This is a genomic window from Mesorhizobium sp. P2_D5 (assembly GCF_056404355.1).
The window spans coordinates 788,129-801,518 of the sequence record NZ_JBFUEE010000003.1 but is presented as its reverse complement, the minus strand read 5'-3'; the positions used below and the strand labels follow the sequence as shown (position 1 = coordinate 801,518).

Sequence of the window (13,390 nt, the reverse complement as noted above, 5' to 3'; positions counted from 1 at the left end):
TCGGCGTGTGAAGAACCCGACGGGGCATTGCGCGCGCTGTCACGCAAGCATCATGTTTGCGCCGTAGACCGCTTTCGGGGAGGCGCGCGCGGCATCATCGATGCCGCACCTCTTTCAGCTCTTTCGCCATCGGCCGCTCCGGCACGCTTTGTTACAAAGAGGATCATCCATGAAACACCTGCACCGAACCGCGTCGCTCGGCGTCGCGCTGGCATTGTTCACCGCCTTGACGCCGGCGCTGGCCGACAGCACCGCGACCGTCGGCGGCATCAGCTTCGTCAACAAGGGACTGGTCGGCGTCGGCCGCATCCCGGCCAGCCAGAAGGACAAGTTCGGCGAAACGTTCGGCTCAGGTTCCGGCATGGCGATCGACACCGCCGGCTGGACGCATGGTGCCGACGGCTACAAGGGTTCGCTCTGGCTGCTGCCGGACCGCGGCTACAATGTCGTCGGCACCACCGACTACCGGCCGCGCCTCAACACGATCGGCATCGAGTTCGCGCCAACCGCGCCTGGTGCGGCACCCGCTGCCGGCCAGGAGCAGTCCGGCGTCAAGGCGACACTCGCCGACACCATGCTCCTGACCGACGACAAGGGCGCTGATGCCACGGGCCTCGACCCGCTCAACGGCGTGCGCGCAGCAAGCGGCGACATGCCGATCCTGCCCGAGGCCAACGGCAAGCTGGCGCTCGACAACGAGGCGATCGTGCGGCTAGCCGACGGCTCGATGTTCATCTCCGACGAATACGGCCCGAACATCTATCGGTTTTCCGCTGAAGGCCGCCTGCTGTCGGCGACCCAGCCGCCGGCTGCCCTCGTGCCGATGCGCCATGGCGCGCCGAACTTCGCCTCGGACAATCCAGGTCCAGGTGCTGCCGAGCCCGATCCGAAGGATCCCGATACCGGCCGACAGAACAACCAGGGCCTCGAAGGCATGGCGATGACGCCGGACGGCAAGTTCCTGATCGCCGTGCTGCAGTCGGCGCCCCGGCAGGATGGCGGCGATTCCGGCGCGACGCGCCAGAACACGCGCGCGCTGGTCTATGACGCTTCCGACCTCGCCCATCTCAAGCTGGCGCACGAATATGTCGTGCCGCTGCCGGTGTTCAAGGATGCCAAGGGCAAGACCAAGGTGGCGGCGCAGAGCGAGATCGTCGCCCTGTCCGACCAGACCTTCCTGATGCTGACCCGCGACAGCGGCAACGGCCAGGGGTTGAAGGGCGACACCTCGCTGCTTCGCCAGATCAACATCGTCGATCTCTCCGCTGCGACCGACATCGCCGGTGGCGCCTTCGACGCCGCCGACAAGCCGGTGGCACCCAAGGGCGTGCTCGACCCATCGGTGACGCCGGCCAAGCTGACGCCGTTCATCGACCTCAACGACAAGGGCGAACTCGGCCGCTTCGGCCTGCACAATGGCGCGCCGAACGACAAGAACAACCTTTCGGAAAAGTGGGAGGCGATGTCGGTGGTCAGCGTGCTCGATCCCAAGCTGCCGGACGACTATTTCCTGTTCGTGGCCAACGACAACGACTTCCTCACCCAGGACGGGTTCCAGGTCGGCGCACCCTACAAGGCCGAGGACGGCGCCGATGTCGACACCATGTTCACGGTCTATCAGGTCACGCTTCCCGGCCTCGCCAAGAAGTAACGACACGACCCAGGCGGACGCCAAGCGCGTCCGCCTACAGATCCTGAAGGCACACTTACTGCAACATCTCCGCGTCCTTCGGTACGCCCGCGTCGATCGGCTCGGCCGTCCTGTTCGACACGGCGGTGATCTTCGCGGCGGCCGACAGATTTGCGCGTACGAAGACCGGCGCGGGTCCGTTGACGCGGCCGTAGAGGTCGATGATGTCCTGGTTCATGAAGCGCACACAGCCGGACGAAGCGTTCTTCCCGATCGAATCCCACTCCGGTGTTCCGTGCAGCCGATACATCGTGTCCTTGCCGTCGCGGAAGAGATACAGCGCGCGGGCGCCTAGCGGGCTCTGCGGGCCGGGCGGCATGCCGTCCTTGTATTTCGCCAGTTCCGGCCGGCGCTGGATCATTTCCGGCGGCGGCGTCCAGACCGGCCACTTCTTCCTTGCCTGGACCACGGCGCTGCCGGTCCATCGGAAACCGGCCTTGCCCAGGCTGACGCCATAGCGGATAGCCTTGCCGCCGTCGCGCACCAGGTAGAGGAAGTGCTCGGAGACATCGACGACGATCGTGCCAGGTTTTTCTCCGGTCGGGTCGGACACGATCTGACGCACGAACTTCGGATCCATCTTGGCCACCGGGATCGCCGGCAGCTGATAGCCCTCGTCGACGCGCGCCTCATACATGGTTGCGACATCGCCGAAGGCCGGATCGCTTGGCGGCGCTGCCATTGGCGGCGTCACCACCTCCGTCGTGGTGCACGCCGAAAGAGCCACGGAGGCCGCGCCCAAAGCGGAGGCACCGAGAAACGAGCGCCTGTTCAGGCGCTTAAAAAACAGCGGAATATCGGACATGAACCCCCGGCTTACGAGTTTGATCAAGTAAGGAACGCGCCCCACGCGCCCAGAACCACTATCCGATTACGGAAGCTTTGAGAACATGATTAGATCAAGGCACGGACCGGACCTGACATAAGCCTTCGCCGAGTTGCCTTGCCATGGACGACAAGATGCCCACGCGCCGGCGCACCGGCGACCTGACCAGTGGCCCGATCCCGCGCACGCTGCTGCTGTTCGCCTTGCCGGTGCTCGGCTCCAACGTGCTGCAGTCGCTCAACGGCTCGATCAACGCCGTCTGGGTTGGCCGTTTTCTAGGCGAATCGGCGCTGACGGCTACCTCCAACGCCAACCTCGTCCTGTTCCTCATCCTCGGCACGGTGTTCGGCGTCGGCATGGCCGCCACCATCCTGGTGGCACAGTCGGTCGGCGCCCGCGACCTGCCCGAGGCGCGCCGCATCGTCGGCACCAGCGCGACCTTCTTCTTCCTCATCTCGGTCATCTTCGCGGTCTGCGGCTGGATATGGGTCGACGCCATCCTCAACACGCTCGGCACTCCGGCCGATGCCTTGCCGCTGGCGCGCTCCTATCTGCGCATCATCTTTGTCGCCGTGCCGATGATGAACCTTCTGTCCTTCGTCATGACCGTGCTGCGCGGCGCCGGCGATTCACGCACGCCCTTTTCGTTCATGGCGCTCGCCGTCGTCCTCGACATTGTGCTCAACCCGTTGCTCATCCGTGGCATCGGGCCATTCCCGGAACTCGGCATCGCTGGCTCCGCCACCGCGACGCTGATCGGCCAGACGGTCAGCGCAATCGCCATTCTGATCGTGCTCTATGTGCGCAAGCACCCGCTGCGGCTGGCCGGCGCCAACCTCGCTCTGCTGCGGCCCGACCCTGCCTTGCTGCGCATCATCGTGTTCAAGGGCGTGCCGATGGGCCTGCAGATGATCGTCATCTCGGTGGCGGCGCTGACGGTGATGGGCATCGTCAACTCCTACGGTTCGCAGGTCGCCGCCGCCTACGGCATCGCCGCGCAGCTTTGGACCTACATCCAGATGCCGGCGCTCGCCATCGGTGCGGCGGTCTCCTCGATGGCGGCGCAGAATGTCGGCGCCGGCCGCTGGGACCGGATCGGCCGCATCGCCGCCTCCGGTGTCGGCTTCAACCTGGTGCTGACCGGCGCATTGGTTGCCGTGCTTTGGCTTTTCGACCGTTCGGTGCTGAGCCTGTTCCTGAGCAACGACAGCGCTGCGATCGACATCGCCGCCCACATCAACAATGTTGCGTCCTGGTCGTTCATCCTGTTCGGCATCACCATCGTGCTGTTCGCCACCGTGCGCGCCACCGGCGCTGTGATGCCGCCGCTCGTCATCCTGGTGATTTCGGTGCTGGTTGTGCGCACCGGCTTCGCCTATTTCATGCGCGGCGTGATCGGCGAGGAAGCGCTGTGGTGGAGTTTCCCGGCCGGCTCGATCACCTCGCTGGTGCTGGCCGCGGCCTACTACCGCTTCGGCCGCTGGCGCACCCTGCACATGATCGAGGACAGGCCGGCTGCCGGCGAGCCTCCGGATACCGGCCTTGGTGTGCCGCGCCAGCGCGCGAATATGGCGCCCGAGATGCCCAACGGCTGAAAGACAAGCAATGCCTCCGCACTTCGCCGGCAACGGCGGCGTATTGTTCTTCTTCCACCCGAACCGCCCCGATCCGTTCCGTCCTCAGAGGTGGTCGCCCAGCCACATGGCGGGTAGCCGCCTGTCCCGCTATCGCGTAGATTTCGCCGACAGTGGGGGAGGACTTATGGGCAAAGGCAGGGTCGAGGCATTCACCGATGGCGTCGTGGCCATCATCATCACCATCATGGTGCTCGAGCTGAAAGTGCCGCATGGCGAGGATGTTTCCGCCCTGTTGCCGTTGTGGCCGATCTTCTTCAGCTATGTGCTGTCCTTCATCAACGTGGGCATCTACTGGAACAATCTGCACAACATGTTCCACACCGTGCAGCGCGTCGACGGCCGCGTGCTGTGGGCGAACCTCAATCTTTTGTTCTGGCTGTCGCTGATGCCGGTGACGACGGCCTTCATGGGCGAGAACCACTTCGCACCGGTGCCGGTCGCCGTCTATGGCATCGATCTCGTGCTATGCGCCGTCGCCTATACGATACTGGCCGCAGCACTGCATCGCCTGCATGGCAACGAGACCGCCTTTGCCAAGGCGCTGGGCAATGACCGCAAGGGCAAGATCTCGCTGAGCCTCTACATCGCAGGCGTCCTGCTGACCTTCGTCAGTCAGTGGATCGGCGTCGCGCTTTATGTGCTGGTTGCGATGATCTGGTTTGTGCCGGATAGGCGCTTCGCCCGGGTGATCGAAAAATAGCGCTTTTTGTCTGACGCGATTCCCAGGGAAAGCGCTACGCGCTTTTCCCGCGAAAACCGCTTCACACTTTTCACGGAATTTCTCTACCTATGTCTTACGCAATTCCGGACGGAAAACCGTTTCACACTTTTCCTGGAATTGCTTCACTTTCGCATCGCCTTCAGCTTTTCCGCCACCGAGGCGGCAAGGTCGGCATAGCGCTCCTCCAGCCGTTCCGCCGCCTTGATGATCGAGAAATCATGGCCGAATTTCTCCAGTGCCATGCGCAGCTTCTCGACGAACTCGGCTTGTTTCTCCAGCGCGGAAAAGAGCGTTTTCACCTGCGCTTCGCTGATGTCGGGGTTGGCCAGCATCTGCGGCACCTCGCGGCTCATCTGATCGCCCGTGGCGGTCTGTTCCTTCAGAATTGCGACCCAGTCCGTCAATCAGGAAATCTCCATCTCTCACGGCAAAAGTCTCCTTTTGCCGCGGCAACATGCGCAGCCTCGGCCGGGCTGGTCAACCCGGGCCAGTGCATGCCGCCCGAATGGGCGCAGCGGCTTTGGGACAACGACATGCATGAAAACAAGGCCTGAAGCGCGCCGCATAAATCGCTTCAAACCCAATGCGCTTTACGCGCAGTGAGGCTTGCGCTGGCCCGTTCCAGCGCTAAGTTCTGCGCCATCGAAAGAAGGACCCCATAGCCCATGATCACCGACGCCGAAATCCAGACCGCCCTGCCCGCGCTTGGCCCGGGCAACACCGCCGTCATCACCGGCGCCGCCAGCGGTATTGGTCTTGCGGCCGCCAAGCGGCTTGCATTGATGGGCATGAAGATCGTGCTGGCAGACATCGGCAGCGCACGCCTTGACGACGCCTCCCGCGCCGTTTCCGCGATTGCGGGCGACGATGCTGTGCTTGCCGTTGCCGCCGACGTTTCGAACGCGGATGAAGTGGACCGTCTCGCCGAAAGAGCGTTCGGCGCCTTCGGCGACGTGTCGCTGCTGATGAATAATGCCGGCGTTGGCAACAACCCCGGAAAGCCCTGGGAAAACCGCGATGCCTGGAGGCGGCTTCTGGACATCAATTTCTGGGGCGTCGTGCATGGCGTCGAGGCCTTCGCGCCGCGCATGCTGGCCTCGGCCAAGCCCGGCCTGATCGTCAACACCGGCTCCAAGCAAGGCATCACCACGCCGCCCGGCAACCTCGCCTACAATGTCTCCAAGGCTGGCGTGAAGACCTACACGGAAGGCTTGGCACACGCGCTGCGCAACGAACCCGGCGCCCATCTCGCCGCCCATCTGCTGATCCCCGGCTTCACCTTTACTGGCCTCACCGAGGGCGCGACCGAAAAACCGGCCGGCGCCTGGAGCGGCGAACAGGTCATTGATTTCATGCTGGAATCCCTGACCAGGGGCGATTTCTACATCCTGTGCCCGGACAATGAGGCGGCGCGGCCGCTGGATGAAAAGCGCATGGCCTGGGCGATCGGCGACATCATCGAGAACCGCCCGGCCCTGTCGCGCTGGCATCCGGACTACAAGGAGCCTTTCGCGGCCTACATGAAGCAATGAGCGTTCTCAGAGACTGATCCTGAATTCCAGCCTTTCAAGCCGCGTGCTTCTTCGGTCCGCGCTTCTGCGCCACGGCCTTCTTTGCCGCCATGGCAGCGATCTTCTCGTCATGCCGCCTGGCCGCACGCTCGCATTTGTCACGGATCTCCTCGACCTCCGATTCGGTCAGATGTTCGATGCCGATGAAGTTGTTGTGGCCCTCGCTGACGCGGATCAGCTCGTCGAGCTTGGCCTGGATCGCCGCGCCGTCGCGGTTCTGGGTGTTCTGGATGAGAAAGACCATCAGGAAGGTGATGATGGTCGTGCCGGTGTTGATGACGAGCTGCCAGGTGTCCGAAAAGCCGAAGAACGGCCCGGTCACCGCCCAGACGACGACGATCAGGCAGCAGGCGGCAAACGTCAGCGGCAGGCCGGTGACATGGGCGACCCAGTTGGCGATCTTGGTGAAAAGCTTTTCCATGTGTCGAAATCCCTCAACGCAGCGGCACGATGAGAAACAACCGGCGACCGCTTCAGGTTCCCGGCGCAAACAAATACGTCAGGCGCAATTGGCTACACGCATAAAGGGAACAAGGCGGAAAACACGCCTTATGGCTTCAATGCCACAATAGCGGCACAGGCAAGAGTGCCTGTTCCTTCCGCTACCCAGCGGGTTATCTCCAGCCCCTTCCGCCGCGCCACCCCCGCATGGCGGAAGGGGTTTCAGTCCGGTCAGATGGCGTCGTTTTCCCAGCGGTCGAGGAAAGCCTCTATCGGCAATGCCTGCATGTCGGGAACCGCCCTGGCGAGCTTTTCGACCGGCCAGTCCCACCAGGCGAGCGCTTCGATCCGAGCCGCGACAGTGGCCGGGAAGCGTGATCTGAGCGGTCTGGCCGGCACCCCGGCGACGATGGCGTAGGACGGTACGTCATGCGTCACCACCGCATTGGCGCCGATGACGGAGCCATTGCCGATGGTGACCCCGGGCATGATCACCGCGCCATGGCCGATCCAGACATCATGGCCGATGGTCACTGCTTTCGCCTGCCGCCGCTCGCGGAATGCGGCGTCAACGCCCAGCCAGCGAAAATACTCGTTCGGCCGGTAACTGACCTTGTGCTGGGTGAGCCGCTCGATGGGGTGCTCCAGGGCGTTGATGCGGCTGTTTGAAGCGATCGAACAGAATTTGCCGATCGTCGTGTAGATCGCTTCGGCGTGGCGCTCGAAATAGGAGAAGTCGCCGACTGTCACCTCGCGCAGCACCACCCGCTCGCCGATCGAGGCATAGCGGCCGAGCTTGCAGGCCTTTAGTTCCGCGGTCGGATGGATGCGCGGCTCGGAATCCTTCGGGACGAGATTTTCGGAACGGTCCATGCAGGCGGCTTTACCCCTAGGCGATTGGTCCCGCAAGCTGGACCAATCGTCCGTAAGCTCGGGCCGACCCACCTATTTCGGCTTGCCGCTGGTCCACACAACGTTCTGGCCGTAGAGCGGCACGGTGGTGACCGACATCTTGGCCGAGCCGTTCTGCACCTGGCGTGAATGCGACAGGTAGATCAGCGTCTCGTTGGCCTTGTCGTAGATGCGGTTCACCACCTGCTTCTTCCAGATCAGGCTGATGCCTTGCTTGAACACTTCCTCGCCGCCTTCGCTCATATCGATGTCGCCGATGGTGATTGGGCCGGTCTGGCGGCAGGAGATCGAGGAGTCGGACGGATCCTCGAACCAGTTGCCCTTATGCAGGCGGTCGATGATGCCACGATCGAAATAGGCGACGTGACAGGTGACGCCCTCCACCTTCGGATCCTTGATCGCCTCGACGATGATGTCGTTGCCCAGCCAGTCGACACCGACCTTGCCGACTTCATCGGCCACCGCCGTGCCAGCGCCAAGGACAACGCACGCGGCCAACGCGCCGCCGATCAGTTTCCGCCCAATCAGTGCCTGCAAGGGAGCCTCCTGCTTCGAGTTGCCGGTCACAGGTGGGGCGACCAACCCCGCTTTGCAAGCATATACATCGACACCACTGCGGTTGCGGCAACGCGGCACTTTGCCTGGACGGGGTCGAACCGTTAAGACTGTCGTGCTGGCGCGGCCTTGGGCCGGCGCCCCGATGATTCTGTGGACGGACCTTACTGATGATGCGTTCTATTCTGGTCGGCATTCTCGTCCTGATGGCGGCCGGCATCGGCTGGCTGACCTTCGACTGGTACCGCGGCCACTATGGCGGCGAGCCCTTCGGCGCTGCCTTCACCCTGGTCGACCAGAAAGGCGCGCCGATCACCGAGGCCGCGTTCAGGGGCCAGCCCAGCGTCGTCTTCTTCGGCTTCACCCATTGCCCCGAAGTCTGCCCGACCACGCTGTTCGAACTGGCGGGCTGGCTGAAGACCCTCGGCAACGACGGCAAAAACCTGCATGCCTATTTCGTCTCGGTCGATCCGGAGCGCGACACGCCCGATGTGATGAACGCCTATGTCAGCAATTTCTCCGACCGCATCGTCGGCATCACCGGCGATCCGGACAAGGTCCATGCCATGGCCAAGTCGTTCGGCATCTACTGGAAGAAAGTCGACACCGGCGACGGCGACTACACGATGGACCATACCGCCTCGGTGCTGCTGCTCAACGCCAAGGGCGACTTTGCCGGCACCATCGCCTATGGCGAAAGCGCCGACACGGCCGTCGCCAAGTTGAAGCGACTGGCCGAGGGCGCATGATCCCGAACCGAAGGACCGCGTCAGCGAAAAGTGGAACCGGTTTTCGGACAAGATCATGCTCGAGCAAGACACTTAATCCATGACCCAGACGCGGCTTCATTTCATCACCGGAAAGCTCGAATCTGTCAGCATTTTCGCGGCGTTCGAGGCGGCCTTCGAGGATGAAGGCCTGCCGATCGCCGTGCTGGAGGTCGATGAAGATCGCGACATTTACGAAGTGTCGCTCTATGCCGATGGCGACGTCGATGCCGTCGAGGCGCGGGCCAAGGACATCCTTGCCGGCCTTTCCATCGCGAAGCCGATCGGCCGCGAGGCCCTGCCCGACATCGACTGGGTGGCACGCTCGCTGGAAGGCTTGAAGCCGGTGCGCGCCGGCCGTTTCTTCGTCCACGGCGCGCATGACCGCCGGAAGCGCCACAGCGGCGAACTCGCCATCGAGATCGAGGCGGGTCTTGCCTTCGGCACCGGCCACCACGGCACCACCGCCGGCTGCCTCGAAATGCTGGAAAAGGTCATGCGCCGCGAGCACCCGCGCAATGCGCTCGACCTCGGCACCGGCAGCGCGGTGTTGGCCATCGCCGTCGCCAAGCTGGCGCACATCCCGGTGCTGGCCACTGACATCGACCCGGTGGCGGTCAGGGTGGCTGCCGCCAATGCGCGGCTCAACCACGTCAAGGCGCTGGTGGAGACGGTGACCGCGCCGGGCTTTCACCACCCGATCTTTGGCAAGCGCGCGCCCTTCGATCTCATCGTCGCCAACATATTGGCGCGGCCGCTGATGCGGCTTGCACCGCAAATGGCCGATCACATCGCACTTGGTGGCTCGATCGCGCTGTCAGGCATCCTCGAGCGCCAGCGCGACGCCGTCGTCTCGGCCTATGTCGGCCAGAACTTCCGCCACGTGCGCACCTTGCACCGCGAGGGCTGGGTGACGATCCACCTCAAGCATTGAGGCCGACACGCCGGCAACGACCCAGCTTGGACCAAGCCCGGCCGGTTGTCAGTCAAGCGATGCTGTAGCAGGTTGCGCCAGCCGGAAATCGATTCCGATTTTCAAGCCCGTGCGCTACGGTCGCGCGCAATTCAGGGAGGCCACGATGTTCCAGACCTTCGATTCCGCGGGCGATCCGGCTGTCGGCAAGCCGCGCGTCGCGCTGCTGCGCCAGTGGCTGGCCGCCAACGGGCTGGACGGCTTCATCGTGCCGCGCGCCGACGAACATCAGGGCGAGTATGTCGCCGATCGCTCGGCGCGGCTGAAATGGCTGACCGGTTTCAGCGGCTCGGCCGGTGTCGCCATCGCGCTGCGCGACCGCGCCTTCGTCTTTGTCGACGGGCGCTACACGCTGCAGGTGCGCCACGAGGTCGATCTCGACATTTTTTCGATCGAAAGCCTGGTCGACAACCCGCCAGCCGCCTGGCTCAGGGACAATCTGGGCAAGGGCGCACGGCTCGGATTTGACCCGTGGCTGCACACCATCAGTGAGGTCAAGGCACTGCAGGCCTCGGCCGACAAGACTGGCGCTGTGCTGGTGCCGCTCGACAAGAACCCGATCGACATCATCTGGAAGGACCAGCCCGAGGCGCCGGTAGCGCCGGTCGAGCTCCACCCGATCGGCTTTGCCGGCGAACTCGCCAAGGACAAGCTGGCGCGGTTGGCAACGGCGATCGCCAAGGACGGCGCCACCCATGCGGTGCTGACCGACCCCTCTTCCATCGCCTGGGCCTTCAACATCCGTGGCGGTGACGTGCCGCATACACCGCTGGCGCTCGGCTTCGCCATCCTCGCAGCCGACGGATCGCATCAGCTGTTCATGGACGGGCGCAAATTCTCGCGCCAGGTCGAGGCCTATCTCACGCAGCTCGCCGAGCCACATGAGCCCGGCGAATTCGAGGCGGCGATCGAGGCCCTTGCCAAGGGTGGCGCGAAGATCGCGCTCGACCCGGTGCTGGCGGCCGACAGGCTGCGCATGCTGGTCGAGGACAATGGCGGCACCGTGGTTGCCGCAGCCGACCCTGCCCGCATTCCACGCGCCACCAAGAACCAGGCCGAGATAAACGGTTCCCGCGCCGCGCATCGGCGCGATGGCGCTGCAGTAGCGAAGCTTTTGTGCTGGCTGGAGCGCCAGAAACCCGGCTCGCTCGACGAGATCACCGTGGTGACCAGGCTGGAAGAGACGCGCCGGCAGACCGGCGAGGAAACCCAGATGCCGCTGCGCGACATCTCCTTCGACACCATTTCCGGTGCTGGGCAGAATGGTGCCATCATGCACTACCGCGTATCGCGTGCCACCAGCCGCAAACTGCAGGCCGGCGAATTGTTCCTGCTCGATTCCGGCGGCCAGTATCAGGATGGCACCACCGACATCACCCGCACGGTGCCGATCGGCCAGCCGACCGAGGAAATGCGCGAACGCTTCACGCTGGTGCTGAAAGGCATGATCGGTATTTCGACGCTGCGCTTCCCCGCCGGCACACGCGGCTCGGAGATCGACGCCGTCGCCCGCATGGCGCTGTGGAAGCACGGCTGCGACTTTGCCCACGGCACCGGCCATGGCGTCGGCTCCTATCTGGCCGTCCATGAAGGCCCGCAGCGCATTGCCCGCACCGGCACCGAAAAGCTGCTCGAAGGCATGATGCTGTCCAACGAGCCCGGCTACTACAAGGAAGGCTGCTACGGCATCCGCATCGAGAACCTGATCCTGGTGACGCCGGCGGAACAGGTCGAGGGCGGCGACATCGCCATGCACGGCTTCGAGACGCTGACGCTGGCGCCGATCGACATCCGCCTGGTGCGCACCGATCTGCTGACGCGCGACGAGCTGCACTGGCTCGACGCCTACCATGCCCGCGTGCTGGCTGAGATCGGACCGATGCTAGACGGCGAAACGCTGGCCTGGCTGGAAAAGGCCACCGCGCCGCTGCCGCACGATGCGAAGATTTAGGGGCTGGTCTTGGAAAGCTGGCGCTACCCCTCATCTGCCTGCCGGCATCTTCTTCCCGTATAGTGACGGGGAGAAGGGGCCGTTGCGACCTCGGCGCCCTTTTCTGCAACGCTGGCGATTGGCGAAACCCTCAATGACAGCGTCTTTCTCCCCGTCTCTATACGGGGAGAAATGCCGGGCAAGACAATGAGGGGCGGCGCCACGGTCGCACGGCAGAATTCCTACCCGACGAACTGCCGCGCCAGTATCAGCACCGCCGCGCCGGCGAGAAACATCGACATCAGCCCGCCGCGCAGCGAAACTACGGCGGTGACAACCAGTGCTGCCCATTCCGCCGGCCCGGCGTTCAACAGCTCCGGCGCGACCAGTGTCGTCAGGACCGCCGCCGGCACTGCATTGAGGCCGGCTTCGACGCGCGGATGGATGTTCTCGAAACGGGAGATGACCAGATGCCCGCCGATGCGCGTCAGATAGGTCGCGATCGCACCGGCGATGATGATCCAGAATGTCGTGGTCATGGCCGTGCCTTCACGCCGCTGTGGTGAGGTGGCAGGATGACGGCGAGCAGCACACCGGCAACCGCGCCGATCGAGACGTGCCAGGGCGAGCCGACGGTCTTGTAGGCAATGATCGAGGCGGCAGCGCTGGCAATGACCACCGGCAGCCACAGCGGCCGCTTGCGAAAGCCCAGGACGAGACCGAGAAAATAGATCGGCAGCAGGAAATCGATGCCCATCGCATGCGTGTCGGGGATCAGCTTGCCGAACACCGCGCCAAGCGCGCTTTCGATCACCCAGAACACATAGACCGGCAGGCCAAGTCCAAGATACCAGGCGAAGCCGACCGTCTGGCCGGATTGCGCCCTCGCCTCGGCCACGGCGAACTGCGGATCGGTGAGGATGAAATAGCCGAGCGCCTGCTCGATGATGGGCCAGTGCGCGATGCGCCGGCCGATGCCGGCGGAATAGAGCACATGGCGGAAGTTGACGGCAAAGATCGACAGCACGATCAGCCAAGGCGCGACATGCTGGCCGAACAGTTGGATACCGACCATCTGGCTGGCGCCGCCATAGACCAGCGCGCTCATCAGAAAGGCCTCGAGGACCGAGAAGCCATTGTCGACCGCAAGCGCCCCGAACAGCACCGCGAATGGCGCCGACGCCACCACGACAGGCATCGAGAGCCGTACGCCCTGCCAGAAATCGCTCCTTGCACCACTCTCGGAGATTGCGTCCGTCGCCATCAATCACTCCCTTGCGAAGGGCGGTATGTAGGTGGCGCAGCCCGGTCTGTCACACGAATTTGCTTGAGCCAAATGATCAGCGGAAATGATCGTCGTGATGCTT

14 protein-coding genes are annotated in these 13,390 nt (G+C 63.9%); 7 read left to right on the top strand and 7 right to left on the bottom strand.

Features of this window, described 5'->3' with window-relative positions; all coding sequences use genetic code 11:
• Positions 1-169: 169 nt before the first annotated feature.
• Positions 170-1,651 (top strand): esterase-like activity of phytase family protein, encoded by a 1,482-nt coding sequence (locus tag AC1DYW_RS17130; protein ID WP_457151464.1) that lies wholly within the window; start codon positions 170-172, stop codon positions 1,649-1,651.
• A 55-nt stretch (positions 1,652-1,706) separates the two neighbouring features.
• On the opposite strand, the gene AC1DYW_RS17125 is transcribed toward AC1DYW_RS17130, so the two are convergent.
• On the bottom strand, positions 1,707-2,495 hold the full coding sequence (locus AC1DYW_RS17125) for a L,D-transpeptidase (RefSeq protein ID WP_477227004.1): 789 nt from the start codon (positions 2,493-2,495) through the stop codon (positions 1,707-1,709).
• A 143-nt stretch (positions 2,496-2,638) separates the two neighbouring features.
• Between AC1DYW_RS17125 and AC1DYW_RS17120 the strand changes: the two genes are divergently transcribed.
• Together AC1DYW_RS17120 and AC1DYW_RS17115 are read left to right on the top strand one after the other, a co-directional pair.
• Positions 2,639-4,111 carry an MATE family efflux transporter gene (locus AC1DYW_RS17120; protein ID WP_477227003.1) on the top strand — a complete coding sequence of 491 codons (1,473 nt, stop codon included), beginning with the start codon at positions 2,639-2,641 and terminating at the stop codon, positions 4,109-4,111.
• Positions 4,112-4,277: 166 nt separating this feature from the next.
• Positions 4,278-4,853: a TMEM175 family protein gene (locus AC1DYW_RS17115; RefSeq protein WP_095086996.1), complete on the top strand. Its 576-nt coding sequence runs from the start codon at positions 4,278-4,280 to the stop codon at positions 4,851-4,853.
• Positions 4,854-4,996: 143 nt separating this feature from the next.
• Here the strand turns inward: AC1DYW_RS17115 and AC1DYW_RS17110 are convergent, their stop codons facing one another.
• Positions 4,997-5,278 carry a hypothetical protein gene (locus tag AC1DYW_RS17110; protein WP_184874898.1) on the bottom strand — a complete coding sequence of 94 codons (282 nt, stop codon included), beginning with the start codon at positions 5,276-5,278 and terminating at the stop codon, positions 4,997-4,999.
• Between the two features lie 261 nt (positions 5,279-5,539).
• Here AC1DYW_RS17110 and AC1DYW_RS17105 point away from each other — a divergent pair, with 261 nt between their 5' ends.
• A complete protein-coding gene (locus AC1DYW_RS17105) occupies positions 5,540-6,406 on the top strand; it encodes an SDR family NAD(P)-dependent oxidoreductase (protein ID WP_457151468.1) in 867 nt (288 codons plus the stop codon).
• Positions 6,407-6,440: 34 nt separating this feature from the next.
• On the opposite strand, the gene AC1DYW_RS17100 is transcribed toward AC1DYW_RS17105, so the two are convergent.
• The 3 genes from AC1DYW_RS17100 to AC1DYW_RS17090 form a co-directional block, all read right to left on the bottom strand.
• Positions 6,441-6,866, bottom strand: a complete 426-nt coding sequence (locus tag AC1DYW_RS17100) for a low affinity iron permease family protein (protein ID WP_457151469.1) — start codon at positions 6,864-6,866, stop codon at positions 6,441-6,443.
• Between the two features lie 251 nt (positions 6,867-7,117).
• Positions 7,118-7,759: a DapH/DapD/GlmU-related protein gene (locus AC1DYW_RS17095; protein ID WP_477227002.1), complete on the bottom strand. Its 642-nt coding sequence runs from the start codon at positions 7,757-7,759 to the stop codon at positions 7,118-7,120.
• Between the two features lie 72 nt (positions 7,760-7,831).
• Positions 7,832-8,335 (bottom strand): CreA family protein, encoded by a 504-nt coding sequence (locus AC1DYW_RS17090; protein WP_457151471.1) that lies wholly within the window; start codon positions 8,333-8,335, stop codon positions 7,832-7,834.
• A gap of 188 nt (positions 8,336-8,523) precedes the next feature.
• Here AC1DYW_RS17090 and AC1DYW_RS17085 point away from each other — a divergent pair, with 188 nt between their 5' ends.
• From AC1DYW_RS17085 to AC1DYW_RS17075, 3 genes are all read left to right on the top strand, one after another.
• Positions 8,524-9,102 carry an SCO family protein gene (locus AC1DYW_RS17085; protein ID WP_477227001.1) on the top strand — a complete coding sequence of 193 codons (579 nt, stop codon included), beginning with the start codon at positions 8,524-8,526 and terminating at the stop codon, positions 9,100-9,102.
• 79 nt (positions 9,103-9,181) lie between these two features.
• Complete coding sequence (locus AC1DYW_RS17080; RefSeq protein WP_477227000.1) at positions 9,182-10,054, top strand: 50S ribosomal protein L11 methyltransferase; 873 nt, start codon at positions 9,182-9,184, stop codon at positions 10,052-10,054.
• 145 nt (positions 10,055-10,199) lie between these two features.
• The gene (locus AC1DYW_RS17075; RefSeq protein ID WP_477226999.1) at positions 10,200-12,044 is read left to right on the top strand and encodes an aminopeptidase P family protein; all 1,845 of its coding nucleotides are present in this window, start codon (positions 10,200-10,202) and stop codon (positions 12,042-12,044) included.
• A 221-nt stretch (positions 12,045-12,265) separates the two neighbouring features.
• Here the strand turns inward: AC1DYW_RS17075 and AC1DYW_RS17070 are convergent, their stop codons facing one another.
• Entirely contained in the window at positions 12,266-12,562 is a 297-nt protein-coding gene (locus tag AC1DYW_RS17070) for an AzlD family protein (protein ID WP_477226998.1), read from the bottom strand.
• On the bottom strand, positions 12,559-13,287 hold the full coding sequence (locus AC1DYW_RS17065; protein ID WP_477226997.1) for an AzlC family ABC transporter permease: 729 nt from the start codon (positions 13,285-13,287) through the stop codon (positions 12,559-12,561). The genes AC1DYW_RS17070 and AC1DYW_RS17065 overlap by 4 nt, the downstream gene beginning before the upstream one ends.
• Positions 13,288-13,390 lie beyond the last annotated feature (103 nt).

Coding starts and splice junctions, on each gene's coding strand:
- AC1DYW_RS17115 (WP_095086996.1), top strand. CDS start 4,278: ATGGGCAAAGGCAGGGTCGAGGCATTCACCGATGGCGTCGTGGCCATC.
- AC1DYW_RS17075 (WP_477226999.1), top strand. CDS start 10,200: ATGTTCCAGACCTTCGATTCCGCGGGCGATCCGGCTGTCGGCAAGCCG.
- AC1DYW_RS17100 (WP_457151469.1), bottom strand. CDS start 6,866: ATGGAAAAGCTTTTCACCAAGATCGCCAACTGGGTCGCCCATGTCACC.
- AC1DYW_RS17085 (WP_477227001.1), top strand. CDS start 8,524: ATGATGCGTTCTATTCTGGTCGGCATTCTCGTCCTGATGGCGGCCGGC.
- AC1DYW_RS17070 (WP_477226998.1), bottom strand. CDS start 12,562: ATGACCACGACATTCTGGATCATCATCGCCGGTGCGATCGCGACCTAT.
- AC1DYW_RS17080 (WP_477227000.1), top strand. CDS start 9,182: ATGACCCAGACGCGGCTTCATTTCATCACCGGAAAGCTCGAATCTGTC.
- AC1DYW_RS17130 (WP_457151464.1), top strand. CDS start 170: ATGAAACACCTGCACCGAACCGCGTCGCTCGGCGTCGCGCTGGCATTG.
- AC1DYW_RS17065 (WP_477226997.1), bottom strand. CDS start 13,287: ATGGCGACGGACGCAATCTCCGAGAGTGGTGCAAGGAGCGATTTCTGG.
- AC1DYW_RS17095 (WP_477227002.1), bottom strand. CDS start 7,759: ATGGACCGTTCCGAAAATCTCGTCCCGAAGGATTCCGAGCCGCGCATC.
- AC1DYW_RS17105 (WP_457151468.1), top strand. CDS start 5,540: ATGATCACCGACGCCGAAATCCAGACCGCCCTGCCCGCGCTTGGCCCG.
- AC1DYW_RS17120 (WP_477227003.1), top strand. CDS start 2,639: ATGGACGACAAGATGCCCACGCGCCGGCGCACCGGCGACCTGACCAGT.
- AC1DYW_RS17125 (WP_477227004.1), bottom strand. CDS start 2,495: ATGTCCGATATTCCGCTGTTTTTTAAGCGCCTGAACAGGCGCTCGTTT.